This is a genomic window from Cyanobacterium sp. HL-69 (assembly GCA_002813895.1).
Taxonomy (GTDB): Bacteria; Cyanobacteriota; Cyanobacteriia; order Cyanobacteriales; family Cyanobacteriaceae; genus Cyanobacterium.
Genome location: CP024912.1, coordinates 1,821,844 through 1,846,125 on the forward strand (window position 1 = coordinate 1,821,844; position 24,282 = coordinate 1,846,125).

The 24,282-nt window shown below is 37.1% G+C and carries 27 protein-coding genes and 2 pseudogenes; 18 read left to right on the forward strand and 11 right to left on the reverse strand.

Translation table 11 applies throughout. The annotated features are described in order from the left end of the window. The first annotated feature begins 265 nt into the window (after window positions 1–265). Window positions 266–1,423, forward strand: a complete 1,158-nt coding sequence (locus AA637_RS08305; RefSeq protein WP_446682362.1) for a response regulator — start codon at window positions 266–268, stop codon at window positions 1,421–1,423. Between the two features lie 2 nt (window positions 1,424–1,425). Here AA637_RS08305 and ald read toward each other — a convergent pair whose 3' ends face one another. After that, window positions 1,426–2,511: an alanine dehydrogenase gene (gene ald, locus AA637_RS08310; protein WP_446682363.1), complete on the reverse strand. Its 1,086-nt coding sequence runs from the start codon at window positions 2,509–2,511 to the stop codon at window positions 1,426–1,428. A 307-nt stretch (window positions 2,512–2,818) separates the two neighbouring features. Here ald and AA637_RS08315 point away from each other — a divergent pair, with 307 nt between their 5' ends. Next, the gene (locus AA637_RS08315) at window positions 2,819–3,694 is read left to right on the forward strand and encodes a mechanosensitive ion channel family protein (RefSeq protein WP_446682364.1); all 876 of its coding nucleotides are present in this window, start codon (window positions 2,819–2,821) and stop codon (window positions 3,692–3,694) included. Window positions 3,695–3,901: 207 nt separating this feature from the next. Continuing rightward, the gene (locus tag AA637_RS08320) at window positions 3,902–4,564 is read left to right on the forward strand and encodes a PEP-CTERM sorting domain-containing protein (RefSeq protein WP_446682365.1); all 663 of its coding nucleotides are present in this window, start codon (window positions 3,902–3,904) and stop codon (window positions 4,562–4,564) included. Here AA637_RS08320 and AA637_RS08325 read toward each other — a convergent pair. Then, window positions 4,561–5,607: a DUF3326 domain-containing protein gene (locus AA637_RS08325; RefSeq protein WP_446682366.1), complete on the reverse strand. Its 1,047-nt coding sequence runs from the start codon at window positions 5,605–5,607 to the stop codon at window positions 4,561–4,563. The genes AA637_RS08320 and AA637_RS08325 overlap by 4 nt on opposite strands. Before the next feature lie 73 nt (window positions 5,608–5,680). Beyond that, a complete protein-coding gene (locus AA637_RS08330; protein WP_446682367.1) occupies window positions 5,681–5,851 on the reverse strand; it encodes a hypothetical protein in 171 nt (56 codons plus the stop codon). A gap of 166 nt (window positions 5,852–6,017) precedes the next feature. Between AA637_RS08330 and AA637_RS08335 the strand changes: the two genes are divergently transcribed. Further along, window positions 6,018–6,290, forward strand: coding sequence for a 4a-hydroxytetrahydrobiopterin dehydratase (locus AA637_RS08335; protein WP_446682368.1), 273 nt, complete (start codon window positions 6,018–6,020; stop codon window positions 6,288–6,290). Here AA637_RS08335 and AA637_RS08340 read toward each other — a convergent pair whose 3' ends face one another. After that, the gene (locus AA637_RS08340; protein WP_446682369.1) at window positions 6,291–6,683 is read right to left on the reverse strand and encodes a hypothetical protein; all 393 of its coding nucleotides are present in this window, start codon (window positions 6,681–6,683) and stop codon (window positions 6,291–6,293) included. Between the two features lie 185 nt (window positions 6,684–6,868). On the opposite strand from AA637_RS08340, the gene AA637_RS08345 reads away from it, so the two are divergent. From AA637_RS08345 to ilvC, 3 genes are all read left to right on the forward strand, one after another. Beyond that, a complete protein-coding gene (locus tag AA637_RS08345) occupies window positions 6,869–8,218 on the forward strand; it encodes a cation:proton antiporter (protein ID WP_069791206.1) in 1,350 nt (449 codons plus the stop codon). Between the two features lie 187 nt (window positions 8,219–8,405). Further along, window positions 8,406–9,368 (forward strand): PRC-barrel domain-containing protein, encoded by a 963-nt coding sequence (locus tag AA637_RS08350; RefSeq protein WP_446682370.1) that lies wholly within the window; start codon window positions 8,406–8,408, stop codon window positions 9,366–9,368. 179 nt (window positions 9,369–9,547) lie between these two features. Continuing rightward, complete coding sequence (ilvC, locus tag AA637_RS08355; protein WP_446682371.1) at window positions 9,548–10,540, forward strand: ketol-acid reductoisomerase; 993 nt, start codon at window positions 9,548–9,550, stop codon at window positions 10,538–10,540. Window positions 10,541–10,646: 106 nt separating this feature from the next. On the opposite strand, the gene psbV is transcribed toward ilvC, so the two are convergent. Together psbV and ispG are read right to left on the reverse strand one after the other, a co-directional pair. After that, a complete protein-coding gene (gene psbV / locus AA637_RS08360; protein ID WP_201150074.1) occupies window positions 10,647–11,135 on the reverse strand; it encodes a photosystem II cytochrome c-550 in 489 nt (162 codons plus the stop codon). 242 nt (window positions 11,136–11,377) lie between these two features. After that, the gene (gene ispG / locus AA637_RS08365; protein WP_446682372.1) at window positions 11,378–12,598 is read right to left on the reverse strand and encodes a (E)-4-hydroxy-3-methylbut-2-enyl-diphosphate synthase; all 1,221 of its coding nucleotides are present in this window, start codon (window positions 12,596–12,598) and stop codon (window positions 11,378–11,380) included. Between the two features lie 223 nt (window positions 12,599–12,821). On the opposite strand from ispG, the gene pabB reads away from it, so the two are divergent. Then, window positions 12,822–14,873, forward strand: coding sequence for an aminodeoxychorismate synthase (gene pabB, locus AA637_RS08370; RefSeq protein WP_446682373.1), 2,052 nt, complete (start codon window positions 12,822–12,824; stop codon window positions 14,871–14,873). 30 nt (window positions 14,874–14,903) lie between these two features. Here the strand turns inward: pabB and AA637_RS08375 are convergent, their stop codons facing one another. Together AA637_RS08375 and AA637_RS08380 are read right to left on the reverse strand one after the other, a co-directional pair. Further along, window positions 14,904–15,062, reverse strand: coding sequence for a hypothetical protein (locus tag AA637_RS08375; RefSeq protein ID WP_446682374.1), 159 nt, complete (start codon window positions 15,060–15,062; stop codon window positions 14,904–14,906). Window positions 15,063–15,098: 36 nt separating this feature from the next. Beyond that, window positions 15,099–15,980 (reverse strand): IS630 family transposase, encoded by an 882-nt coding sequence (locus AA637_RS08380; RefSeq protein WP_446682375.1) that lies wholly within the window; start codon window positions 15,978–15,980, stop codon window positions 15,099–15,101. 302 nt (window positions 15,981–16,282) lie between these two features. Here AA637_RS08380 and AA637_RS08385 point away from each other — a divergent pair. Together AA637_RS08385 and AA637_RS08390 are read left to right on the forward strand one after the other, a co-directional pair. Continuing rightward, window positions 16,283–16,522 (forward strand): annotated as a pseudogene (locus tag AA637_RS08385) (zinc ribbon domain-containing protein); the annotation flags it as partial. Window positions 16,523–16,859: 337 nt separating this feature from the next. Beyond that, on the forward strand, window positions 16,860–17,387 hold the full coding sequence (locus tag AA637_RS08390; RefSeq protein WP_446682376.1) for an RNA recognition motif domain-containing protein: 528 nt from the start codon (window positions 16,860–16,862) through the stop codon (window positions 17,385–17,387). 188 nt (window positions 17,388–17,575) lie between these two features. Here the strand turns inward: AA637_RS08390 and AA637_RS08395 are convergent, their stop codons facing one another. After that, window positions 17,576–18,175, reverse strand: a complete 600-nt coding sequence (locus AA637_RS08395; RefSeq protein WP_069791200.1) for an ATP-dependent Clp protease proteolytic subunit — start codon at window positions 18,173–18,175, stop codon at window positions 17,576–17,578. Window positions 18,176–18,276: 101 nt separating this feature from the next. Then, window positions 18,277–18,963 carry an ATP-dependent Clp protease proteolytic subunit gene (locus tag AA637_RS08400; protein WP_446682377.1) on the reverse strand — a complete coding sequence of 229 codons (687 nt, stop codon included), beginning with the start codon at window positions 18,961–18,963 and terminating at the stop codon, window positions 18,277–18,279. A 145-nt stretch (window positions 18,964–19,108) separates the two neighbouring features. Between AA637_RS08400 and AA637_RS08405 the strand changes: the two genes are divergently transcribed. Continuing rightward, window positions 19,109–19,564, forward strand: a complete 456-nt coding sequence (locus AA637_RS08405; protein ID WP_446682378.1) for a DUF4079 domain-containing protein — start codon at window positions 19,109–19,111, stop codon at window positions 19,562–19,564. A gap of 208 nt (window positions 19,565–19,772) precedes the next feature. Here the strand turns inward: AA637_RS08405 and lpdA are convergent, their stop codons facing one another. Next, window positions 19,773–21,191, reverse strand: a complete 1,419-nt coding sequence (gene lpdA, locus AA637_RS08410) for a dihydrolipoyl dehydrogenase (RefSeq protein ID WP_446682379.1) — start codon at window positions 21,189–21,191, stop codon at window positions 19,773–19,775. Between the two features lie 221 nt (window positions 21,192–21,412). Between lpdA and AA637_RS08415 the strand changes: the two genes are divergently transcribed. The 7 genes and pseudogenes from AA637_RS08415 to AA637_RS08445 all read left to right on the forward strand — a co-directional run bounded on the left by AA637_RS08415 (window position 21,413) and on the right by AA637_RS08445 (window position 24,132). Continuing rightward, window positions 21,413–21,760 (forward strand): hypothetical protein, encoded by a 348-nt coding sequence (locus AA637_RS08415; RefSeq protein WP_446682380.1) that lies wholly within the window; start codon window positions 21,413–21,415, stop codon window positions 21,758–21,760. Between the two features lie 44 nt (window positions 21,761–21,804). Next, entirely contained in the window at window positions 21,805–22,500 is a 696-nt protein-coding gene (locus tag AA637_RS08420; protein WP_446682381.1) for a PDC sensor domain-containing protein, read from the forward strand. A gap of 24 nt (window positions 22,501–22,524) precedes the next feature. Beyond that, a pseudogene (locus AA637_RS08425) lies at window positions 22,525–22,581 on the forward strand (hypothetical protein); the annotation flags it as partial. Between the two features lie 54 nt (window positions 22,582–22,635). Next, entirely contained in the window at window positions 22,636–22,776 is a 141-nt protein-coding gene (locus AA637_RS08430; RefSeq protein WP_446682382.1) for a hypothetical protein, read from the forward strand. Further along, window positions 22,766–23,041, forward strand: a complete 276-nt coding sequence (locus AA637_RS08435) for a histidine kinase dimerization/phospho-acceptor domain-containing protein (RefSeq protein ID WP_446682383.1) — start codon at window positions 22,766–22,768, stop codon at window positions 23,039–23,041. Before AA637_RS08430 ends, AA637_RS08435 begins: the two co-directional genes overlap by 11 nt. Next, window positions 23,038–23,931, forward strand: coding sequence for an ATP-binding protein (locus AA637_RS08440; RefSeq protein ID WP_446682384.1), 894 nt, complete (start codon window positions 23,038–23,040; stop codon window positions 23,929–23,931). Before AA637_RS08435 ends, AA637_RS08440 begins: the two co-directional genes overlap by 4 nt. Window positions 23,932–23,955: 24 nt before the next feature. Next, window positions 23,956–24,132, forward strand: a complete 177-nt coding sequence (locus AA637_RS08445) for a hypothetical protein (RefSeq protein WP_446682385.1) — start codon at window positions 23,956–23,958, stop codon at window positions 24,130–24,132. Window positions 24,133–24,282: the final 150 nt, after the last annotated feature.

The following is a 24,282-nucleotide window of genomic DNA, read 5'->3' on the forward strand; positions in this document are numbered from 1 at the left end:
CTGAAATATAACAATTTTGATAAAAAAAGATTTTATTTAATGACAAGGGATTTAAAATTCTTTTGAAATATTTATCAGATATAAGTAATATATACTATCTTATTTCTCACCAACTCCAAAATATTTTAACTAGCTATACCCACTACCCCATAAGGAAAAATATAGATATGAAGAAACAATAAAATAAAGAGACACTTAAGATTATGCGTCAAAAAATATGCTCATAATAGATAATAAGAGTAGATGACCCAAAAGAACAAGAGTAATGACGCTAAGACAAAAACTTGAATCTGCCAACGAAAAAAAGTTTACAGGTAGAATAGATATAATCGAAAGTCAAGGCAAAACTTGGCGACTATATCTATGTCTTGGTAGAATTGTATGGGCTGATGGAGGTTATCATCCTTATCGCTCATGGCAAAGGTTAATTCATAAATATTGTCCCCAATTAGACTTAAGTTTAATTGATTTAGAAAAGGCGAAGGATTTTGAGTGTTGGAATTATCAGATTATCGTTAATTTATTAAAGCGTTTTTTGATCAACAAGGAACAGGCATTATTGATCATCAAAATAAGAATTAATGAAATTTTATTTGATATATTATATGCAGAAGTAAAGCAAAAACTATTATATGATTTTATAATAGCAGAAAATGGGTTTTCAGAAGAATCAGGCTTAAAAAGTTCTCTTAATTTATTCAACTTTCAGGAAGTATTAACAGAAGCAGAAAACCTATGGTTAATATGGCAAAAAGAGAAATTAACCCCTTGGTCCCCCAATACTGCCCCTGTAATAAAAAATCCAGCTATTCTTAGAAAAAATTTTAATACCCCTACTTATACCAAATTAGTATCACTTTTTAATGGAAAATTAACTTTAAAAGAAGTTGCCGATAAATTAAAATTAAACATTGTCAAAGTTACTACCTGGTTAAAACCTTACTTTGAAAGAGGTATTATTGAGCTAGTAAATGTTAGTGATAGTTCCTTGAATGTACCCTTAATTGGAGTTAGTAATAATAACAATTATAAAATTACCAAACCCACTAGACAAAAGTTAATTATCTGTGTGGATGATAGTGTGCAAATAGGTGAAATCATGAAGCACATTATTACAAAGTCGGGTTATCAGTTTATATCTATTCAAAATCCCTTGAAGGCTTTACCTGAAATTATTACCCATAAACCTGATTTAATTTTTTTGGATTTGATGATGCCCATTATTAATGGTTATGAAATTTGCTCTCAGATTCGTCGAGTATCTCAATTGAAAAATACCCCCGTCATTATCCTAACTAGCAATGATGGTATGGTGGACAGGGTAAGGAGTAAGTTGGTGGGGGCTTCTGGATTTTTAGGGAAGCCCGTAAATGAAGAAAAAGTAATAGAAAAAATTGAAAGTTTGTTATCCCACGGCAATTAATTTTATTGGGGTAAATCGGGGAAAACTTGCTGCACGGCGGGATGAACTAAGCGAGAATAATGGACGTTTAACCCCTGAGCTAGAGTAGGATCTTGTTTTAATGCCCCAATACCTTGATTAGCAAGTTTCATTACATAGGGTAAAGTGTTGTTATTAAGGGCTTGGGTAGAGGTACGAGGCACGGCACCAGGTAGGTTAGGAATACCAAGATGAATTACTCCTTCTTCGATGTAACTGGGTTTACTGTGAGAGGTGGTGTGTAATGTTTCGATGCAACCTCCTTGATCTACTGCTACATCGATGATTACTGAGCCGAGAGACATTTTTTGTACTAATTCTCTGGGTACTAAGATGGGCGCTTTTTTCCCTGCTATTAACACTGCCCCGATAAGTAAGTCGGCTTTCATTACGCTTTTGGCAATGGTTTCAGAGTTGCTGTAAAGTAGTTCTACCCGTGAACCAAAAATGTTTTCTAAGTACGCTAGGCGGTCGATATTTACGTCTAAAATGGTTACTTTGGCTCCCATACCTACAGCAATTTTGGCTGCTTCTGTGCCAACAATACCGCCCCCTAAGATAACGATATTTCCTTGGGCTACTCCCGGGATTCCTCCTAGTAAGATGCCTTTGCCTCCTTGTTGTTTTTCAAGGTATCTAGCCCCAATTTGTACGGACAAACGTCCTGCAATGATACTCATGGGGGTGAGCAGGGGAAGTCTGCCATCGGGTAGTTGTACGGTTTCATAGGCGATCGCCGTTACCCCGCTTTTGATCAGGGATTCGGTTAAAGTGCGATCGGCTGCTAAGTGAAGATAGGTAAATAAAATTTGTCCTTGTTTAATATATGAATATTCTTGCGGTAAAGGCTCTTTAACTTTTACCACCATTTCTTGATTCCAAGTCGTTTCATGGTCGGTAGTAGTCGCCCCTGCTAATTCATAATCCTCATCAGTAAACCCCGAACCCAAACCAGCACCATTTTCGACAAAAATTTCATGATTTTGTGCAGATAAAATTTTGACACTCGCAGGGGTTAAACCCACACGAAACTCTTGATCTTTAATTTCCTTGGGAATACCTATCTTCATGATATTTTTTTTGTTTGCTTACTTTACCACCGAATTATTATATTATCAATTGACCATAGTCAATAACATGAGATTATCAATAATTTCTCATCATAAACAAATAAATTAACCCCCATTCAACAAAAATAAGGACATACTTAAATTACTCAAAATTAATTATAGGAACTGCTCAAGATTTCTCTATTAAATGACAGCAAAAAATATTATAAATATAATAAAGTTAGTTTAACAACATAATAATTATCGATAAATTTAGTAAAAATAAAATTTAATGCTACACTAACCATAGTTAAAATTCATAAAGATAATGACGGAAATTATTGACACAATACAAAACAGTATTAACGAGCTGATTGGCAGTGCCGTAAAAATTTTACCTGCTCTCATCAGCGCCTTAATAATAATCGCTCTGACCAGATATGGAGCCGAATTTACCCAGAGAGTAGCAAAAAAAGTTAGCGAAAAAACTGTCAAAAGTCGTTCATTGCAACTACTCTTTTTAAAATCAACCTATATTCTTACTTGGATCTCTGGGGTGGTAATTGCGTCTATTATTGCTTTTCCAGGACTTAGATTAGGAGATATTATTGCTACCCTCGGACTTGGTTCTGTGGCCATTGGTTTCGCTTTTCAAGACATATTTAAAAACTTCCTTGCAGGGATCTTAATATTATTAGAAGAGCCTTTTGTTATTGAAGATCAAATTCAGGTTAATGACTACGAAGGTACCGTAGAAAATATCAATATTCGTACCACAGAAATAAAAACCTATCAGGGGGAAAGAGTTTTAATTCCCAATTCCACAGTTTTTACCAGTGCCATCAAAATTAGGACAGCTTTCCCCTATAGACGTACTGATTTCATGGTGGGAGTAGATTACAACACCTCATTGCCCCAAGCCAAGGCTATCTTAGAGCAAATTCTTGTGACCATTGATGGGGTAGTCCATGAACCTATCCCAGAGATTGATTTGGTGGCATTTAATGACAGCTCTATTGATTTGGTGGTAAGGTATTGGACACACTCTCGTCAAGCAGATGTTCGCCGTATCCAGACTAGGGTTGTAACGGCTATTAAACAGGCGTTTGATAATCAAGATATTGTTATTCCCTATCCTATTCGTACTGTTTATCATTTTGATCAAGAAAAATTCAATGACTATTTGCCCCCTGCGGGACAATAATTGGGAATTAGAGTGAGCTGAATAAATCTAAAGCTATAAATAGTAAATATTTAGACATACTAAAATGTTTCAAAAACACTCAAAAATAACGTTTTTTGAGAGAAATGGTGTTAAAAAGACAACATTAAAAATACTGTAGTAAAAAATGTATTTTTAATCCTTTTTGGAGTTACTATGTAACAAGAAAGTAATCTTGACCAATACATTATGAAAAATAATCAGTACAAAGTTCCCCCCTACAAAAATAAGGCTTTAGGATTAAGTGCTAGTTTAACATTTGCGACTTTTTTAAGTACTATTGGCTACATGACATCAGCGGAAGGTGCTGTTTTAATTACAGGCATTGAAACGGGAAATGACGTCGTATTAACCCTCAGTGGCAGTTTGAATACCACAGGTTTAACTTCGCCCGGTGGCGGCTCTACAAGTGCTAGTATTATTTCTCCGTCCAACAGAGGTACAATTTTCTTTAGTCCTATACTCAACGTGATACTATTTGAAGATGCTATCGCTAATCCAGATGCCTTAATCTTTGGTACGGGTGGATTCGCTTTTCCTAGTTCTAGTAATGTGAGTGGCTTTTTAAGCATTGATACTATCGGTAATAATAACAAGGTTTTCTTACCTAGCACTTACCAAAGCGGTGACCCTTTAAGTGGTGAGATGATTTTTAATAATGAAACTTTTGCCAGTTTGGGTATCACTCCTGGTACTTATATATCAGCCTTTAATAGTGGTGCAAATGAAGATACCATTACTTATCAGTTTGTAGCAGCGTCTAGCACAACACCAGAACCAAGCACGATCTTAGGTAGTATTGTGCTATTGGGTCTTGGTTCAGTATTTGCCAAAAAAAGAGTAGTTAATTAATTCTCTCTTGTTTTGAGGGTTTCGGGGGTTAAACTTGAAAAATTTATTCCCCCTTTATGGGCTACCATTACGCCGATCGCCTCTAGGTATGATTTGACCCGAATAGGATTGATACTAAGGGGTTCAGGAGGTACTCTAATAATGGTTTCGTTATCTTCTACCACAATTATTTGGGTATGGGAATGGGCAAAACTTAGAGTCGCACTACCCCCACAGGCATGGTGGGGAATTATCAAAGCGTCAATATCCTCCGCCCATAAACTAGGACTATTTTTTTCTTGGGTAAACTGGGGGGCTTTATTTAAACCCACCAACACACAGGGCAAAAATGTATATCCCAATTCCTCGGCAGCTGCCCGAGGGGAAATATCTATATCCAAAGGTAAAGGAGACAAAGCAGGGGCGTGGGCGCAAGGAATTTGGAACTCCCTCACCAATAAATGGGAAATTACCGCTTCTGCCCCAGCGAGCGCATCTACCCCACTACCATGACGATAATCGGTAAGGGCTTGAGAATCACTATCATCAGGAAATCTGGCCACAACAGCGATCGCATTTATACCCTGACTAACCAACTTTTTCCCTGCCCTCAAAAGACTATCAGGATTACCAATAGTACCCCAACTCGCCCCACTATCCGCCACTCTCAATTCCACATTCAGAGGGGCATCCGTGACAACATAATCCCTCACATTTATCCCCACCGTGGCCCGAAGGGCATCCACCGCTTGAAGGTGACGATGACGTAATTCAGGCTCTATGGCTTGATCCAAAATTACCCCAATTTTATTTTGGTGGACGGATTTTAAACCCCATTCTCCCCCCGCAAACTTATCGAGAGCATAACCTTCCACATAATCAATATTATCCCCAGACCAATATAAACTTGCCCCATTCATCACATTGGGATGGGTTACAAGGCGATCGCACACCTGCCCCATAACCCTAGCCACAGGTAAAGCATCCCCCGCATAGCCACCCACAGAAGCCCCCACTCCCGTCGGTACAATTAACACCGCACAATAAGGTTTTTTGTAAAGCATTTTGATAAAAAGGAAAATAGACAAAAAAAGAGGGACATAGTACTACTATGCCCCAAAAAAAAATATAAACCAATTACTTAGTCACAATAGCCTCAACATGAGCCTTTTGAGTTTCCTTGTCCACCTCAGTCACAGCCCAACGTAAAGGCTCACCCTCTTCATTTAACCTTGCCTCCACATCCTTTTTAAACTTCAAAGGATTTTCTTTTAAATCAACTTCTGCCGTAATAAAATGAGTAGTCATAGCCAATGTAATACCTAATTTTTTTTGTTTAATTATGATAGTACATCATCGTCCCCTAGCACATCCCCCTTCATTCCATGATAAATTATCTTGTTGGGATTACCGAAAAAAAAGACCCAAGAAATAAGCTAACATCGAGATCAAACAACAAATAAAAATAAATAATATGCTATTAGATCAACAACAGATTAATCAGAAATTAGAAAGCCTAAAATCATGGACTATCGAAGGTAAAAAACTCGTTAAAACCTTTAAATTTGAGGACTTCATAAAGGCGATCGACTTTGTCAACAAGTTAGTTAGCCCCGCCGAATCCGCAGGACACCACCCAGATATATTGATCTCCTACAACAAAGTTACCATTAATTTAACCACCCATGATGAAGGAGGACTAACCCAAAAAGACTTTGATCTAGCCCAAGAAATAACCAACCTGTAACTAATTCGAGTTCTCCTCCTCACTCCCCATCCCTTGGGAGTCCTGAAGAAAAGCCTTAAAACAATCATCATCGCTGATAATGTGAGTAAAAGCTCCCCTCATCAACTCTAAGCTTTCAGGATCATCTCCAATGTCATCCACCATAATTAAATTCACCATCAACGACAAAAACTGTTCCGACTCCTCATCACTATATTTTTCCATGGCCTCAAGGGCAAACTCATCTAAAATAGTAGGGTCATTCATATTTCCTGTTGTCAACAAAGATTTGCACATATAACCACCCATCAAATAACCCACATCTCCAGCATCGATAGTGGTACTTTCAGCCCTGACCGCATCGAGAGGCAAAATCAACAGCACCGAACTAATCAGCAGAGTAAAATATTTCATAGCAATATTTAATTAAGATAATAATTAATCATACATTTAATTTATAAAAATCACATTAAAAACCTGAGCATATATCATACATTAGAAATTCCAAACAACTGTAATGAACAATAAACAGAAACTCCGTGTGATAATCTAAGGGAGATATGAAGTACAGATTTTTGTGGGTGAAAGTATAAAAATTTATGTCTTGGTTTTATCCTATTTTTGCAACAGAAACAGAAACAGCAGAACCATCCTTGGTTTTAGCAGGAGTTTTACTTAGTTTAGTTATCATCTATTTTGCCAGTAAATTAGGGGGAGAACTTTGTTCCAGAATTAACCTTCCTTCCGTATTAGGTGAATTAGTAGGCGGTGTAGTCATTGGGGTTTCTGCCCTCAAATTCCTCGTATTTCCCGAAGGAGGAATGGAAGCCACCGACTCCCTTATCATTCAACTGCTCCAATCTACTGCTAATCTGAGCCCTGGGGGAACAGAATTAGTATTCGAAAGCATGAGTGAGGTTATCTCTGTCCTAGCGGAATTGGGGGTAATCATTCTTTTATTTGAAATTGGTTTAGAATCAGATTTAAAAGAATTAATCAGGGTAGGTCCTTCTGCAGCCATTGTAGCGGTGGTGGGGGTTGTAGCTCCCTTTGTAATGGGAACTGCAGGTTTAGTCTTTCTCTTTGGTTTACCCGTAATTCCTTCTGTATTTGCCGGGGCAGCTCTCACGGCTACAAGTATCGGGATTACTGCCAAGGTATTAGCCGAATTAGGTAAATTAAGTTCTACGGAAGGACAAATTATCATCGGGGCGGCGGTATTGGATGATATTTTAGGAATTATTGTTTTAGCAGTAGTGGGTAGCTTAGTTAAAACAGGAGAAGTGGAAGTTAGTCAAATTCTGATTCTTATTGTTAGTGCTGGTACTTTTTTGATTGGTACTATTTTGATTGGTCGATTAATCTCTCCTTTTTTGGTGAGTTTGGTTAATCAAATGAAAACCAGAGGACAAGTTTTAATTACAGGTATCATTTTTGCTTTTCTACTAGCTTATGTAGCCAATATTATTCAGTTAGAAGGTATTTTGGGTGCTTTTGCCGCAGGATTAGTTTTAGCTGAAACGGAGAAAAGAAAGGAATTAGAAGAGCAGATTATTCCCGTGGCGGATTTATTTGTACCTATTTTCTTTGTGTGTGTGGGGGCAAGAACTGATTTAGGGGTGTTGAACCCTGCTATTCCTAGTAATCGTGAGGGTTTAATTATTGCTTCATTCCTTATTGTAGTGGCGATCGTGGGTAAAGTAATTACTGGTTTCACCATCTGGGGCAAACCTGAGATTAATAAACTTGCCATTGGGGTGGGTATGATACCCCGAGGAGAGGTTGGTTTAGTATTTGCTGGGGTAGGTTCAGCTAGTGGTGCTTTATCCCCTGCCACGGAAGCGGCTATCATTGTGATGGTAATTGCCACGACATTTGTTGCTCCTCCTTTACTTAAGGCTGTGTTTAAGGATGAACCAGAAAAGGTGGTCGAATCAGAAGCTAATTAAAATCTCTTAAGATAGAAGATAAAGTAACTTGAGGCGCAAGGGTTAATTATTTATAGCTAAACCTGCCTTGGGTTTCTCTTATCTTTTGTTTTCTGCTATTTTTATTGATTTTGAGTTATTATCATAGCACTAGCAGTGAATAAGGGTTATTAGATAAATTTAGTTCGTATTTTATATATAAATTATTATGGCAAGTGAACAAAGTCGTTTACGCAATGAGTTTTTAAATACACAGGTAATTACTCGAAGCACTGGTAAAAGGCTAGGGGTAATTAAAGAAGTATTGGTAGATGTTGATCGCCGAGAAGTGGTCGCTTTTGGTTTACGAGATAATATGTTGGCACTATCGGGCATTCCCAAGTATATGTATATTGATAGTGTTTCCCAAACAGGAGATGTGGTTTTAGTCGAAAGTGAAGATGCGATCGAAGATATTAATATAGAACTTTATAGTGCATTAATTAATTGTGAAGTAGTCACAGAAACTGGTGAACCTCTAGGAAAGGTTAGAGATTTTCAGTTTAACCAAGAAACAGGAGAGGTTGACTCCTTAACTATTGCTACTTTGGGTTATCCTCAAATTCCCGATCAATTAATTAGTACCTATGAAATATCTGTGGATGAAATCGTTAGTAGTGGTCCTAATCGCATAATTGTTTTCGAGGGAGCAGAAGAACGCATAACTCAAATTACCGTAGGCGTTTTAGAACGTTTGGGCATTGGTCGTCCTCCTTGGGAAAAGGATGATGATGATATGTACTATGCTCCTACTACTCCTCCAGAAAATCAGTTACCTACGGGAATGCCTGTTCGTCCTGTGGCACCACCGATTAAAACTCAACCTCCCGTCGTCGCCAGAGAGAATTCGGAAGAAGATGAATGGGAAGAAGTCCGTCCTGTGGCACCTCCAGCCCGTCGTCAACGTTCTGCTCCTTTATATGAAGAGGAGGAGTATGAAGGGGATAACTGGGGAGAAGATACCCTTGAAAGACAAGCCCCCCCTCGTTATGAGTCTGCCACCCGTGAAGTGGATAATTATAACGCTGATTTGATGGAGGAAGATGTTTGGGATGATGAAGATGAATATCGTCCTCAAAAAGTGAATATTCCCCAAAAGCAAAAAATGCCTGAATATGAGGAGGAATATTAAATATAAGGTGTTAGGTGTGAGGGATTAGGTGTTAGGTTTCAACAATTGAAAACTATTCTTGATCCCCTCTCTCAACCTAAGCACTTTTTCATCAAACTGTAATTACCAAGTAGCAATTAATAGGCTATGATATAAGATTGCTTACTAAATTGAAAATTTTATATTGAGGTAATTATATAATGGCTCAAATGTACTATGATAATGATGCCAACTTAGATTTATTTGCTAATAAAACCGTTGCTATTATCGGTTATGGTTCTCAGGGTCATGCCCACGCTCTTAATTTAAAGGAAAGTGGTGTTAATGTCATTGTTGGTTTATATGAAGGTAGTAAATCTACGGCTAAGGCTGAAGCAGAAGGTTTAAAGGTTTATAGTGTGGCTGAGGCTTCTTCTATGGCTGACTGGATCATGATTCTTTTACCCGATGAGGTTCAGCGCACCATCTATGAAAATGAAATTGCTCCTAACTTGAGTGCGGGTAATGTTCTTTCTTTTGCCCATGGTTTTAATATCCATTTTGGTCAAATTGTACCCCCTGCGGATGTGGATGTAGTAATGATTGCACCCAAAGGGCCTGGACATCTTGTGAGACGCACCTACGAACAAGGTCAGGGTGTACCTGCTCTGTTTGCGGTATATCAGGATGCTAGTGGTAAAGCTCGTGATTTGGCGATGGCTTATGCTAAGGGTGTTGGTGGTACCCGTGCTGGTATCTTAGAAACTAGCTTTAGGGAAGAAACTGAAACTGATTTATTTGGTGAACAAGCGGTATTATGTGGCGGTTTGTCTGAGTTGATCAAGGCTGGTTTTGAAACTTTGGTTTCTGCTGGTTATCAACCTGAAATTGCTTATTTTGAATGTTTACACGAAGTTAAGTTAATTGTTGATTTGATTGTTGAGGGTGGTTTGGCTTCGATGCGTAGTAGTATTTCTAACACTGCTGAGTATGGAGATTATACCCGTGGTCCTCGTGTGGTTACCGATGCAACCCGTGCGGAGATGAAGAAAATTCTCAGTGAGATTCAATCTGGACAGTTTGCCCGTGAGTTCGTTTTAGAAAATCAGGCTGGTAAACCAGGATTTACTGCGATGCGTCGTCAAGAAGCTGAACAGCCTATTGAGGAAGTAGGTAAGGATTTACGTGCTATGTTTAGCTGGTTGAAAAAATAATTAGTTTTTCTTCTAACCCCTCTCCCCATGGGCGAGGGGATTTTTTTTGTCAAAAAAAGGGGGCTATACATTAGCCCCTAGAAAGCCTAACAAACTAGCTTAAGGATTACGGTTCGATTAAGGAACGTTTACCCCATTTGGGATCAGCTTGAGTTTGAATTAAGATGTAACCTGCGATCGCCTCTAGGTCATCATCAGTATAATTTCTCATTTCAGACCAAATATCGGATCTGTCAGTGTTCATGTGTAATAAAGAAAGATCATCTTCACCGTCATAGGTAGTAGGATATTTCATGTAGTCCACCAAAGCTAAAACATTGTCCCTTGCAGGAATTGCATTGGAAAGTGCCTCAATACTAAGACCTACGTTAGGGTTAGTTTTGGTTTTACCTTGAATATGACACTGAGTACAACTAGCTACAAATAATTGAGAACCTAATTGAGCTTCTTGGTTACTAAGGGTGATTAAATCCCCTTGATCATTTAAAGGAACAGTGCGAAGTTCTTCGCTTAAACTGAGTGCATTTGCAGTGCCAGTGAAAGACTGCCACATTAAAAACATCCCAGCTAGAATTATTAAAAAAAATCTTTTCATAATTGGCAAACTAATATTTTTTTTCTGTATTTTCTTGGGATTTAAAAGATTATACGTTACTTATTTTCCCTTAAAATAGGTTCTTATTTTGCCCTTTATTGTAAACTTTTGTTAATATATGGGGGTTTTATGGTTTTTTTAGAAACGAAAACAATGGAAGATCAGATTTTTATTTTTGGTCATTTATCTTTTGGAAAATTAAATCATATTTTAACTGGTGGGCAATGCCCACCCTATAATATTTAAGGATCAACCCATCTGCCATCATCTTTAATAAGCTGGATAAGTTGTTCAACCCCTTCGGCTTCGGGTACTTTTCTGATTTCTTCTCGTCCACGATAAAGGGAGATAAAACCAGGTTGTCTGCCCACATAGCCATAGTCTGCGTCCGCCATTTCCCCTGGTCCGTTAACGATACACCCCATAACCGCAATGTCTAATCCTGTGAGGTGTTTGGTGGCTTCTCTGACTTTGTGCAATACTTCTTCTAGGTTAAACAAAGTTCTACCGCAAGAGGGACAGGCAACATATTCCACCATGGTTTTGCGTAATCCAAGGGCTTGGAGGATGCTGTAGCACACTGGGATTTCTTTTTCTGGGGCTTCGGTGAGGGATACTCTGATGGTGTCACCAATGCCTTCGGCGAGTAATGTTCCAATGCCTGCGGTAGATTTGATTCTGCCATATTCCCCGTCTCCTGCTTCGGTAACCCCAAGGTGGAGAGGATAATTCATGCCTAGGTCGTCCATTTTTTTGACCATTAAGCGATAAGCTGAAAGCATTACAGGCACTCTGGAGGCTTTGAGGGAGATGACTAAGTTTTTAAAATCGAGGGATTCACAAATTTTGATAAATTCGAGGGCTGATTCGACCATACCTTCTGGGGTATCCCCATAGGTGAAGAGCATTCTTTCGGCTAATGAACCATGGTTTACACCAATACGCATGGCTTTTCCTTGATCTCGTAGGGAAATAACCAAGGGTTCGAGGGTTTCTTTTATTTTTGCTCCGATTTCTGCAAATTCTGTTTCAGTGTATTCGGTGCGATCGCCCTTAGGCTTTTCAAACACATATAAACCGGGGTTAATCCTAACTTTGTCAACGTGTTTGGCTACTTCAAGGGCAATTTTCATGCCATTGTGATGGACATCGGCCACCAAAGGCACGGGTTGATAAGTTTGGGCTAATTTTTGCTTAATTTCTGCTAAGGCTCTGGCATGGGCTATGCTAGGCACTGTCACCCTTACAATTTCGCAACCAATCTCATGAAGACGGCGAATTCCAGCCACTGAGCCATCTATGTCCAAAGTGTCTTCGTTAATCATTGATTGTACAACCACGGGATTGTTTCCGCCGATGGTGACATCACCCACTTTTACTGCACGGGTTTGGCGGCGGTGAATGGTGGTATCAAATAGTTTATCTTCCGCACTAGGGGCGATCGGTTGTTCTATAGTTTGCATCAATTTATACAGATAGTTGCTGTTCTTTTTACTTTATATTTTACTGTTCCTTGGTATTTAATAGGCAAATGGCATTTGTGATCAATTATGAATTATTGATGAAGTATTTGAGATTCTTGATTCCTTGGCTATACTAAAAATCATCGCTAAATGTAACAACCCCTCATAAATACAGGTTACAATTTTAAGAGAAATTTAGATGTATTCTGTCTGTCGTATTTTAATGAGAAGTTTAATAATTGATAATTTCGATTCTTTTACCCACAATATCTATCAATTATTAGCCCAAGTTAATCAAGTATCTCCCACCGTTATTACTAACAATCAATGGTCTTGGGAACAAATTAAGGCGGAAAAATTTGATAATATCGTTATTTCTCCAGGGCCTGGTAATCCTTCTAAAAAACAAGATTTTGGGGTATGTGCAGAAGTTTTAACAAAGGCAAATATTCCTATTTTAGGAATTTGTTTAGGACATCAGGGACTAGGCTATTATTACGGTTCAACTATTAGTAAAGCTCCCATACCGATGCACGGGAGAATGAGCAAAATTTATCATGATAATGATCTTCTTTTTGAGAGTATTCCTTCTGGGTTTGAAGTGGTACGTTATCATTCTTTGATAATTGATAATCTGGGAAATAATTTAGAGGCGATCGCACATACTGATGATAATTTAATCATGGCAATTCGCCATAAATATAAACCTTTTTGGGGTGTTCAATTCCATCCTGAATCTATCGGTTCTCAATATGGCTATAAGTTATTAAATAATTTCAAAAAAATAACTATTGATTATCATAAAAAAAGAAGTATTAAATATTTTATAGAATCACAACAAAAATATTTTAAAAAAGACGAAAAAGAAAGTATACATAAAATTTACTATCATAAGATTACTAATTGGCAAGACCCAGAATTAGTTTTTAAAAATCTTTACAGCTTATCATATAATACTTTTTGGCTTGATAGTAGCATGATTGCTGAAGGTTTATCTCGCTTCTCTTTTATGGGAGATACTCAAGGAGATGAAAGTTTTACTATCAAGTATAACGTTAACAATAATCAAATATTTATCAATCAAAAAGATAATCAAGAAATATTAAATAATATTGATTTTTATGAGTATTTAGATAGTCTATTAGAGAAATATTACTGTGATAATAATAGTTTACCTTTTAATTTTTGTGGTGGTTTAGTAGGCTATTTTGGTTATGAATTGAAGCAGTTATCAGGATATGACAATAAATATACTTCCTCTTTACCTGATTGTTATTTGATTAAGGGCGATCGCACTTTAGCTTTTGACCATCAAAAAAAAGAAATTTATTTACTATATATAGGTAAAAAAGGAGAAGATAGTGAAGCACAAAAATGGTTTAAAAAAATAGAAATAAAGCTATTAAAAGTATCTAAGCAAACTTTAAATAAAGAAAAAATAGAGTATAAACAAGAAATTTATTTAACTAGAAATAAACAACAATATCTTGATAATATCGATATTTGTTTCGAGAAAATTAAACAAGGAGAAAGTTATGAAATATGTTTAACAAATCAAATAAATTTACCTCCCATTGATAACCCTTTAGAATACTATTGCCGTTTGCGAAAAGAAAACCCAGCCCCTTATAGTGCCTTTATTCAATGGGAAGATGCCACCATTATCTGTTCATCTCCAGAGCGATTTTTACACCTTGACAAACAAGGTTGGCTAGAGTCCAAACCTATAAAAGGCACGGTGAGAAGGGGCATTACAAAAGAAGAAGATGAGCAACTACGACAGCAATTGAGTCTCAGTGAAAAAGAAAAAGCCGAAAATTTGATGATTGTTGACTTATTACGCAATGATTTAGGCAAAATTTGCGAGATAGGTAGTGTATCTGTACCAAAGTTAATGGCGATCGAAAGTTATAGCAGTGTCCATCAAATGGTATCCACCGTTAGGGGTAAACTCAAACAAGGAATTACTACCCTGGATTGCTTGAGATATATATTCCCCGGGGGTTCCATGACAGGAGCCCCAAAAAAACGTACCCTCAAAATAATTGATCAACTGGAAACGGAAGCGAGGGGTATTTATTCAGGTAGTGTCGGCTTTTTGAGCTTTAATGGTACTCTGGATCTCAATATTGTTATTCGTACTGCCATCGTGACGAAGGATAAAACTACCATTGGTGTAGGGGGTGCAATCACTGCCCTTTCTGATAAAGATCAAGAATTTGAGGAGACAAAGCTAAAAGCTCAAGTTCTTTTAAAGGTTTTAAAAAATATCTAATACCAAATCCTGTTTAAGTAGTCTACTTATTTAGAGAGAAAAATTAAGCCAGTGATAGTTAGTTAACTTTCTAATTTCTTCCTGCATTTCTTGCCGAAGAAAATTACAGCGTTGGATAAGAATGTCTTCGATTTCTTCTATACTTTCAAAATATTGGTTAACTAAAGGTTCATCTACTAAACTCCACAATCTTTCGGCTGGTTGTAGTTCTGGAGAGTATGGTGGTCAATATTCTATTTCAATTCCTTGAGGCACTTTTGATGATTTACTCCGATGCCAACCGGCATTATCTTCTACTAACAAGACTTTTTTATTGTCTACCAGAGCATCCTTGGCAAAAAATGCTTCATAGACTAAATTTAACCATTGTGTATTTACTCTCGGTATTAAATACCATAATGTTTCTCCCGTTTTTGGCTTGACAAAACCGTAAATATATAACCACTCATAACGATGATTGACTATTGCAGTGGGTCTTTCTCCTATTTTCCCCCACACTTTCCTTAAAATCGGTTTTAATCCTACTCTGTGTTCATCAAAAAACCACACATCTACTTGTTCTCCACTATGTTTGGCTTCAAGAGCTTTTACTTTCTCTTTAAAATTGTGCTTAAATTCTTGTTGTTCCTTGGCATCTCCTTTTCTATGTTTTGGTCTCGGACTCTGCCAAGAGTATCTGCACTTTTTTAGATAGTCCCACCCCCTTTGATTCCACACTTTTTCTCTTCCTGTTTCTTTTTCTATCCAACGAGCTACTTTCGGTCCTGTCCAAAGTCCTCCATCTTCTGGTTTCGATTCTAATTCTGACTTTAATTTTTGTAATTGCTGGTCTGTTAATAGGCTTTTTTTTCCACCGAAATATTTTTTTCTTGTTTTACGACCATTTAATATTCCTTGTTCTCCCTGATTGTTATACTTTTTAATTATTTGTTTGGCGTAAATGTAACTTATTCCTACTGCTAAGGCACTATTTTTTACGCTCCATCCACAAGATATTTTCCACAATAAGTGCCATCGTCTTGATTCCACATTATCTTTATTGGAAAAATATTTTTCTTTTAATTCTTCTCTACTCAAATAATCTGCTAAATATACTTTTCTTGCCATTGATTCTATCTAACATTATTTTTATTACTATTAGTATAGTATATCTTTCGGATTTGGTATAAGATGTCTAAAGATGGAAGTTTGAATCGTACCCATGATAAAGGGTTTATCAGAGAGAAACCGTGTGAAGCGAAAGTTTCATGCACGGTTTTAAAGACAAGCTTGAGTGGCGACATCCAAGCTTAGCTTAACCTAAAAGTATCAATGATGCTAGTTCGAAAGTATTTTTCGATTGGTTAGAATACTACGGTAAGGTTATGGGTGAGATTGTTTCTGGTGTAAGTCCATAATACACCAGTCAAGAATGTTCTAATTGCCAAGCCATAGTCAAGAAAACTTTATCTCAAAGAATACATATCTGTAAATGCGGTTGTGTAATGGATAGAGATGAAGCAGGGGCAATCAATATCTTAGCTAGAGCATTGAGAGAATTAAGTAGGGATGGGCAGCCCCTAACTTCCAGTCTTGAACTGGTAAACGCTAATGGACACATGAACCTCTGTCAGCTAAGCGACAGTTTGGCTGATAAGTTGGGTGGTTGAAATTAGAATCCCCTGAATTTATTCGTGGGGAGTGTCAACAATCTGGTACTATTATAATTGTAATGGTAATTTTAAATTAACAAAAAATAGTCAAACTTCAGATCGTCCTTACTCGAGTTCAAAACTTCCTCAAAATTCTTCAATTTAACCTTGGTATTAAAGCAAGAAATGGTTGTAAAGGCACACAGAGCCGATAATAAAATAGAAATTGATAAGAAGCAGTTAGTGGCTGATTTTAGCATACTAACTTTTTTGTTGTCTGAGTGTGGGTTATTCTGGGGTGATAATTATATAGTTAGAAAATTTTAGTAAATATTTAATCTTTGGAGGATATAAAATGTCTGTACGTCTTTATGTAAAATTACCCAAAGCAGAATTAGAAAAAGAAAGTTTGGAAAAAATGTTTAGTGAGTTTGAACCTCCCTTCACTACTAAACTTATTAAGGAACGTAAAAAAAATGAATGTCGTGGGTTTGGTTTTGTAACTGTACCTACTGATGAAGCTGCGGATGAATTTATCGCTAAGTATAATGACCAACCTTTGATTTATAATGACGCACCTTTTAAGGATGAAGAAGGTAATGATTTTACTTTATTCATCGAGAAGGCTTTACCTCGCAATAAAAATGAGAAGGAAGGCTCTGAAAATGATGCGGCTGAGGCTGTGCCTAGTGCAGATGGTGAAAAAGTAACCGAAAAACCCAGTAAGCGTACTGCGGCGAAAAAAGGTAAGAAAGGTCGTAAAACTTCTTCTAAATCTGGTAGTAAGTCTTTCTCTGTGGCGGATTCTGCACAACCAGATCCTCGTTGGGCTGATGAGTTAAGTAAATTAAAAGAGATGTTTACTTCTCAAACTACTAACTAATCAAGGCTTAGATAATGACCTAATAAACTCCTCCAAATGTTTTTGGGGGTTTTTTTTGGTTAAAAAAAGAGAGAGAATCGGCGACTTACCTTGTTTCGTCTCGATTCTCTTTCTTATTCTCTCCCCACACATAGTGATTAGTGTAAAGGATAGGTTAAGGGTTTGTCAATGTACAGATGTACTATAAACTAGACTCTATCTTCAATAACTTTATCGATTAGACCATATTCTTTGGCTTCGTGGGCAGACATGAAGTAATCTCTATCGGTATCTTTTTCAATTTTTTCGATAGTTTGACCTGTATGGAATGCCATGATGCGGTTAAGATCGTTTTTGATGCGTATAATTTCTTTGGCTTCAATTTCGATGTCGGTGGCTTGACGGCGCCCTTGAATGCCTCCTAGGGGTTGGTGAATCATGATTCGGGAGTGGGGTAGGGCGAGTCTTTTGCCTTTGGCACCAGAGGCAAGTAGGAATGCTCCCATGGAGGCGGCTAAACCAACACAGATGGTGACAACTTCTGATTTGATATGTTGCATGGTATCATAAATTGCCATTCCTGCGGTGACAGAACCCCCGGGGGAGTTGATATAAAGGTAGATGGGTTTGTTGTTGTCTTCGGAGTCGAGGTACAACATGACGGCAATAATTTGGTTTGCTAAACTATCGTTTACGCCTCTACCAAGGAAGATGATGCGCTCACGATAAAGGCGATCGTATATATTCACCCAGTCGCTGTAGGCTTGACCGGGCATTTGATAGGGAACTCTTGGTACTCCAATGGGCATCTTTTTTCCTCTTATTCTTATTGATTATTTTAATTTATTTTGGTTTGGTTCGGGGCGCTCTTGGTAGTAGATATATGGGCGATCGCCCCTTATTATAAGGGTTAAATGGTAGTTAGGGCGGGGGATGGTAAGTCTTTACTACTTTCTAAGACGCGATCGATTAATCCATATTCCTTTGCCTGTTGAGGATTCATGTAGAACATGCGATCGGTATCTTTTTCTACTTTTTCCACTGGTTGCCCAGTTTTATCAGCCAAAATATTCATCATTACCCTTTTATTGGTAATAACTTCTCTGGCTCTAATTTGAATATCCGTAGCTTGTCCTTGCGCCCCTTGACGAGATTGATGTAAAATAATGGTTGCATTGGGTAAACTCGCCCGACATCCTTTCGTACCAGAAGCCAAAATCATCGCTGCTGTACCCATGGCCTGACCTAAGCAAATGGTATGCACAGGGGGTTTAATGTAGCTCATGGTGTCACAAATAGCAAAAGCCTCGGTTTCAAAACCAATGGAATCGCCACCATACCAAGATGTCCCAGTGGAATTGATATAGAGATAAATAGGTTTATCGGGGTCATCAAATTGTAAAAATAACAATTGAGCAATAATTAATTCTGTCACGTCAAGACCAATTTGATCCTTATATTCATCAGGAGAAACAAGGGGTAAACCCAGATAAACAATTCTCTCCTTCAACAACAATGAGGGTAAGTCAGGGGGTGGTGTACGATAGGAAGCATCACCTCGATAGGGTGCTTGTACTGCTTGAATAGGTAAATTCATATTCTTTTTTCTCACTTTGAGCTTAAACTATCTCCTTTTGATTGTGACATAATCTCGGTACTCTGTGCATTTACGGGATTTGCTACTTTTATGTTAACTTATATTAAGTTTTATAATTAGTTTTTAGATCAATTGAGGAAAACAAATGGAATCAGTTAAAGTATGGTCGCAATTTGCCCATCCCGTCTTGATGTGGGTGTTATTCGGTACGGCAATTTATTCTCTTTATTTAGGTATTAAGGTAAAGCGTCTTCGTCAGGCAGACAAGGAAGAAAGAAAAGAATTAATCAAAGGTAATTTTATCAACCGTCATCACAAAGTGGGCTCTTTGTTTATGGCTTTAATCGTTTTGGGTACTGTGGGAGGTATGGCTGTTACTTATATTAACAGTGGCAAATTGTTTGTAGGACCTCACCTTCTCGCTGGTTTGGGTATGATGGCCATGGTGACTACTTCTGCTTCTTTGGTACCTTATATGCAAAAGGGTAGTAGTTTTGCTCGTTTTTCCCATGTGGGTTTAAATATGACCATGTTAGGTATTTTTGCTTGGCAGGCGTTTACTGGGGTGCAAATTGTCCAAAAAATTATTGAAAGAATGTAGGCAGAAGAGTAATTGATAATTGATAATTCATAACAAATTTTTATCCAGTACAACACTCGAATAATTGTTTGCAATAAAAATCCCCCACAATTGGGGGATTGTTGACTAAATCCGTATAAAAAATAATAATAAGACGAACAATGGACTCGGGGCCCATTGCCCATAAACCATAAATAACAGTATGGTTTATAAATCGGATATAATATGCTTAACTAGCCCGTTTGTAGGCTTCGTCGAGTACCTCAGAAAGGGTAGGATGGGCATGAACATTGAACGCCAATTCATGGACTGATTGACGAGATGCGATCGCATTTGCCGCCTCTTGAATCAAATCAGAAGCATGAATACCGATAATATGTACCCCTAACAACTCTCCTGTATCCTTACGGTAAATAACCTTGGCGATACCATCAGTTTCTTTCTCCGCTAACGCCTTAGAATTCGCCTTAAAGTAAGTTTTAGCCGTTCCCACCTCAAAACCTTCATTTTCACCCAACTCCTTGGCTTGAGGCTCATTAAGCCCCACATAGCTAATCTCGGGATGGGTAAAAGCAGCTGCAGGAATACTACGATAATCGATGGTTTTTTCATTACCACACATATTCTCTACGGCCACAATCCCTTGCCCAGAAGCCGCGTGGGCTAACATCATTTTGCCATTGGCATCACCCACCGCCCAGAGATGGGGTACTACTTCACCATCTTTTAAGACTTGCATTTTGTCATTAACAGGGATAAAGCCTCTTTCGGTTTCGATGCCCAAGTTTTCTAAGCCTAGATTTTTGGTGGCAGGGATGCGCCCCGTGGCCACTAAACAGGCATCCACTTCCAACACTTCTACCACTTCCTTGGTTTTCGCATCGGTTAATTCAATCATTACAGGAGTACCGGGAATTACCTTGGTGGCGAATACCCCCGTATAGGTTTCAATGTCACGGCTATTGATTAATACCTTCTCGGCAATTTTAGCAATATCGGGATCAAAAGTGGGCATCAATTTATCCATGGCTTCAATCATGGTAATTTCTGAGCCAAGGGCAGTATAAACATCCGCAAATTCCAAGCCTATATAGCCACTACCAATCACCGCTATCCATTGGGGCAAAGACTCCAATCTGACGGCGTCATCGCTAGTATATACAGTTTTACCATCAATCTCTACACCCCTTGGTACAAAAGGCACTGACCCAGGGCAGAGCATAATTTCCTTGGCGGTAATGATTTTTTCCCCTGATTCGGTTTCTATGGCTACTTTCTGGGGGGCAATCACTTTTCCCCAACCTCTGATAGTCTCAACCTTTAATCTTTTTAAACTATTGGTTAAGTCTCCCCTAATTTTACTCACTAAATCATTGGCATGATGGGCGATCGCACTGCGGTCAAAAGTAATATCACCAACACTTACACCCATTTCCTGTAGATGGGAAGTATCAGCCAATTCCCGAACCTTCCCAGAAGCCGCCAAAAGAGCCTTAGAAGGAATACAACCACGGTTAACACAAGTACCACCCATATCAGCCGCTTCGATGATGGCAGTCTTTAAACCCATCTTAACGGCGTGTAAAGCAGCCCCATGGCCACCCACACCAGCACCAATAATAACTAAATCATAATCAAATTGACTCATAATTTTTTATATTTAACGAGAGTTTCAATCTCTCTATTTTACTTATATCTGCACCTCTGGATGATGGATAATGGATAATAAACCATTAAACTTTAATTCATTTTTTCTGCTTATTTTACCTCCTCATCACTGGGTAAATAGTTTTACATAGCAATTATTTTTATCAAGTATTTTCATTTAAACCAACTACATAATAAATATTTTTTACTTCTTCATCTCTTATGCAACCATTCACCTCTCTGCGTTTTAAAATCATTGTTCTTTTCGTTGCTCCCCTTGTTAGTAGCGTTAGCTTAGTTGGTTATGTCTCCTTCCAGAATAGTAGTAAAGCTGTGGAAGAAATTGCCCTACAAATACCCATAGAAATAAACAGTAAAATATCACAACAACTAAATAACTATTTATCCCAACCCTTAAACATTAATCTACGAAATCTGGACAACCGTGACTTAGGAATCCTCAACTATGAAGACTTTGATTTGATGGAAAGATACCTGTGGAAACAAATTAAATTAATAGTTCTCCTGACGTTGGCTTTATTGGTTATGCTTCATCCCAAGGAGAATTAATCGGAGTTGAAAGACTAGAGAATAATGAAATTGACTTGAACTTAATGGATCAAACTTTTCCCACTAATTTACGCATTTACGGAATCGATAATCAAGGAAATAGACTAGCACAAAAAACCGTAATTCCTAACTTTATCAATGAAAATCGTCCTTGGTATCAACAAGCTATAACTACGGGTGAAATTATTTGGAGTGATGTTTTCATATACAAACCGACTCAACGCTTAGCTATTTCCACAGTAGAACCTGTTTATGATCAAAATAATCAATTAGACGGAGTTTTATTCAGTGGTTTACCATTATCTTTATTTAGCAATGTTTTGGATGATTTAACCATTGGAAAAACAGGAGAAATTTTTATTATTGATGCTTCTAGTAACTTAATTGCTAGTTCCCTAGAAAATTCTGTTGTGATCACTAATCCTGAAGCAGATCCACTAGAACAAGTTATCAAAAGAGTTAATATTGCTAACAGTACATCTTCTTTTGTCAAAGAATTAGATAAAATAATTAGTAATGAATTAAGTACAATTCAAGAACCAAATTTTTTACAAGTTAATCTTGATAATCAACCTACTTTTGTGCAAGTCTTTCCTTTTGATAGTATTATAAATGAAAAATGGTTTGTAGTCATTATCTTACCAGAAAAAGATGTGATAGGGGAAGTGCAGAAAAATATTAAAATTACTATTTTTATTTGGTTAATTACCTTGGTAATTTCCCTTGTAATTGGTTTGTGAATAACTAACTATATTATTAGACCAATTTTTGCACTCAATAAGGCTGTCAATCGCTTTAAAAATGGTGATTATAAAAAACCTATTCCCATTACAAGAAATGATGAGTTAGGAAATTTAGGTGATGCTTTTAACCAGATGGCTTACACCATTAAAATTTTATTGGATGGCTTAGAGGAAAAGGTAAAACTAAGGACAGAAGAATTAGTTAAAGCAAAGGAAAAAGCAGAGGTTGCTAACCATGCCAAAAGTGAGTTTTTAGCAAAATATGAGTCATGAATTACGCACTCCTTTAAATGCTATTTTGGGCTTTACTCAAATTATGTTGTGGTCTAGCAATATTCCCCCAGATCACCAAGAAAGTCTTGATATTATTAACCGTAGCGGAGAAAATTTATTGACTTTGATTAATGACATTTTAGATTTATCTAAAATAGAAGCGGGTAAAATAACTCTTAATTTGGAAAAATTTGATTTATATAAATTATTAGATGATGTGAAGATATTTTTAAATATAAGTGTGAGAAGAAAGGTTTACAATTGATTTTTGAGAAATTAGATAATTTACCTCATTTTATGGAAGCTGATGCACCAAAGTTAAGGCAAATTTTACTTAACTTAATTAGTAATGCCATTAAGTTTACTGGGCAAGGGGGCATATCGGTACAAATTGCTAATATCCATAATGCAGAAGTAAATATGCAAGAAAACCAAGTAAAACTTTTATTTATTATTAGGGATACGGGAAAGGGTATTAGTCAGGATGAATTAAAAAATTTGTTTCAACCATTTACTCAAACTCAAACAGGAAAAGAGGTTAATAATGGTACGGGTTTAGGGTTATCTATTAGTAAAAGATTTGTACAATTAATGGCAGGGGAAATAAGTGTTTCTAGTGAGGAAAATGTAGGCAGTGTTTTTTCTTTTTCTATTAATGCCAATTTGGCTGCGGAGGATGAGGTTGAGATTCATAACCCTGGTTTACAGGTGGTGGGTATTGAGGAAAATCAGCCACAATATAGAATTTTGATTGTCGATGATAAGGATATTAATTGTCAGTTATTATTCAAATTATTAGAGCCTTTTAAGTTTGATTTAAAGATAGCAAATAATGGTCAAGAGGCGATCGCCCTTTGGCAAGAGTGGCAACCTGATTTAATTTTTATGGATATGCGAATGCCCATATTAAATGGTTATGAGGCTACTAAAATAATTAAAAGCACTGTAATGGGTAATGCTACCGCAATTATTGCGGTGACGGCTAGTGTGTTGGAAGAAGAAAAAGAAATTATTTTGTCAGCAGGGTGTGATGATTTTGTGCGCAAACCCTTTCGCCAAGAAACCATTTTTGAAATGTTGAGCAAACATTTAGGGGTACGCTTTATTTATAATCAAGTGGAGTTAAATAAATCTTTTTCTAGTAATATCAAATAATTAAAACCATCGGATTTATTAATCATGCCCCAAGAATGGTTAAATCAACTATATCAAGCTAGTATTGATTTAGATGAACAATTAATTTTAAATTTAATTAAACAAATACCTAATATAGAAACAGATTTAATTGAGGGATTAACAAAAATAGTTAATTCTTTCGCATTAGATAGAATTACCAACTTGATCGAAGAATTATAACTAAAGATAAAGGCTTTTTCTAGCCAAAATATCAGTTATTTAGTAATTATTTTGTTTTTTTCTGCAACTAAAAATTAATCTTTAATAGCTATCAAAATATAAACCTTGTTTGGTATATATTATACCTTATTCACAATGTCAGAAAATTCT

Coding starts and splice junctions, on each gene's coding strand:
- AA637_RS08305 (WP_446682362.1), top strand. CDS start 266: ATGACGCTAAGACAAAAACTTGAATCTGCCAACGAAAAAAAGTTTACA.
- ald (WP_446682363.1), bottom strand. CDS start 2,511: ATGAAGATAGGTATTCCCAAGGAAATTAAAGATCAAGAGTTTCGTGTG.
- AA637_RS08315 (WP_446682364.1), top strand. CDS start 2,819: ATGACGGAAATTATTGACACAATACAAAACAGTATTAACGAGCTGATT.
- AA637_RS08320 (WP_446682365.1), top strand. CDS start 3,902: ATGAAAAATAATCAGTACAAAGTTCCCCCCTACAAAAATAAGGCTTTA.
- AA637_RS08325 (WP_446682366.1), bottom strand. CDS start 5,607: ATGCTTTACAAAAAACCTTATTGTGCGGTGTTAATTGTACCGACGGGA.
- AA637_RS08330 (WP_446682367.1), bottom strand. CDS start 5,851: ATGACTACTCATTTTATTACGGCAGAAGTTGATTTAAAAGAAAATCCT.
- AA637_RS08335 (WP_446682368.1), top strand. CDS start 6,018: ATGCTATTAGATCAACAACAGATTAATCAGAAATTAGAAAGCCTAAAA.
- AA637_RS08340 (WP_446682369.1), bottom strand. CDS start 6,683: ATGAAATATTTTACTCTGCTGATTAGTTCGGTGCTGTTGATTTTGCCT.
- AA637_RS08345 (WP_069791206.1), top strand. CDS start 6,869: ATGTCTTGGTTTTATCCTATTTTTGCAACAGAAACAGAAACAGCAGAA.
- AA637_RS08350 (WP_446682370.1), top strand. CDS start 8,406: ATGGCAAGTGAACAAAGTCGTTTACGCAATGAGTTTTTAAATACACAG.
- ilvC (WP_446682371.1), top strand. CDS start 9,548: ATGGCTCAAATGTACTATGATAATGATGCCAACTTAGATTTATTTGCT.
- psbV (WP_201150074.1), bottom strand. CDS start 11,135: ATGAAAAGATTTTTTTTAATAATTCTAGCTGGGATGTTTTTAATGTGG.
- ispG (WP_446682372.1), bottom strand. CDS start 12,598: ATGCAAACTATAGAACAACCGATCGCCCCTAGTGCGGAAGATAAACTA.
- pabB (WP_446682373.1), top strand. CDS start 12,822: ATGAGAAGTTTAATAATTGATAATTTCGATTCTTTTACCCACAATATC.
- AA637_RS08380 (WP_446682375.1), bottom strand. CDS start 15,980: ATGGCAAGAAAAGTATATTTAGCAGATTATTTGAGTAGAGAAGAATTA.
- AA637_RS08390 (WP_446682376.1), top strand. CDS start 16,860: ATGTCTGTACGTCTTTATGTAAAATTACCCAAAGCAGAATTAGAAAAA.
- AA637_RS08395 (WP_069791200.1), bottom strand. CDS start 18,175: ATGCCCATTGGAGTACCAAGAGTTCCCTATCAAATGCCCGGTCAAGCC.
- AA637_RS08400 (WP_446682377.1), bottom strand. CDS start 18,963: ATGAATTTACCTATTCAAGCAGTACAAGCACCCTATCGAGGTGATGCT.
- AA637_RS08405 (WP_446682378.1), top strand. CDS start 19,109: ATGGAATCAGTTAAAGTATGGTCGCAATTTGCCCATCCCGTCTTGATG.
- lpdA (WP_446682379.1), bottom strand. CDS start 21,191: ATGAGTCAATTTGATTATGATTTAGTTATTATTGGTGCTGGTGTGGGT.
- AA637_RS08415 (WP_446682380.1), top strand. CDS start 21,413: ATGCAACCATTCACCTCTCTGCGTTTTAAAATCATTGTTCTTTTCGTT.
- AA637_RS08420 (WP_446682381.1), top strand. CDS start 21,805: ATGGATCAAACTTTTCCCACTAATTTACGCATTTACGGAATCGATAAT.
- AA637_RS08430 (WP_446682382.1), top strand. CDS start 22,636: ATGGCTTACACCATTAAAATTTTATTGGATGGCTTAGAGGAAAAGGTA.
- AA637_RS08435 (WP_446682383.1), top strand. CDS start 22,766: ATGAGTCATGAATTACGCACTCCTTTAAATGCTATTTTGGGCTTTACT.
- AA637_RS08445 (WP_446682385.1), top strand. CDS start 23,956: ATGCCCCAAGAATGGTTAAATCAACTATATCAAGCTAGTATTGATTTA.